Genomic DNA, 743 nt, shown 5'->3' with positions numbered 1-743 from the left:
ATATGAAAAAAACGACTCCGTTGCCACGGAGTCGTTTTTTTTGTACATGAACACAGACTGACTAAGTTCATTTAATATATGGCCATTTCGTACCTGTTCGAAGAAAAGTTTGTTATGCACATCAATTCCAAATCTAACACCTGAGATTGTTTCCTGTTGAAATACCGAGTAAATTAGCGAAAATCGTGAAGAAATTGACTCGATTCTCTACTGCGGCTGGATTTAAGCCGTTACATTCCTTCGCCCCATTAATAGAACGGATAGTTTCCCCGAAGCCTGAGCCGTTGACAATTGCATTATGCGGTGTCATAGTCCCTGCTCCGCTCTGTGTGTTCCAGAACCACAAGGCTGTTTTCCATGCTACCGAGGAATCCTGCGCGACCAAGTCTGGATTGGTCAGAAGCGGAAGTCCCAATGCAGCGCCAGCGGCACCATAATTGACGTTCCAGCTCAATTGGATCGGGCCTCTTCCATAGTACTGCTTACCAGGTGCGCATGGGTACAGAACACTCGTGTTATCGCAATAAAACGGGTAATTTGCCGTATCCAGCTCGACGATGTATCTTAAATGTCCCGATTCTTGGGCTACATTTCCTAGAAAAGCTGCTGCCTCTTGTTTTTTGAGCGTGTCGCTTCCTGTATTGGCAAAGGCAGGGTAGGAGGACAGAGCGGATACTAAACCGGAATAAGTATAGAATGGATTGCGGTTAGGGAACATTTGATTGAATTGAGCCTCGGTAACG

General features: G+C 45.6%; 1 protein-coding gene. It reads right to left on the bottom strand.

Translation table 11 applies throughout. The features are described from left to right. Nucleotides 1-133: 133 nt before the first annotated feature. A partial coding sequence (locus AZ66_RS29415; RefSeq protein WP_044358218.1) for a chitinase occupies nucleotides 134-743 on the bottom strand: 610 nt, incomplete at its 5' end.

It is taken from the genome of Paenibacillus sp. E194, from assembly GCF_000935845.1.
In the GTDB taxonomy this organism is placed as follows: Bacteria; Bacillota; Bacilli; order Paenibacillales; family Paenibacillaceae; genus Paenibacillus_B; species Paenibacillus_B alvei_B.
Note: the sequence above shows the minus strand (reverse complement) of the source record. Positions and strands in the feature narration are given on the sequence as shown.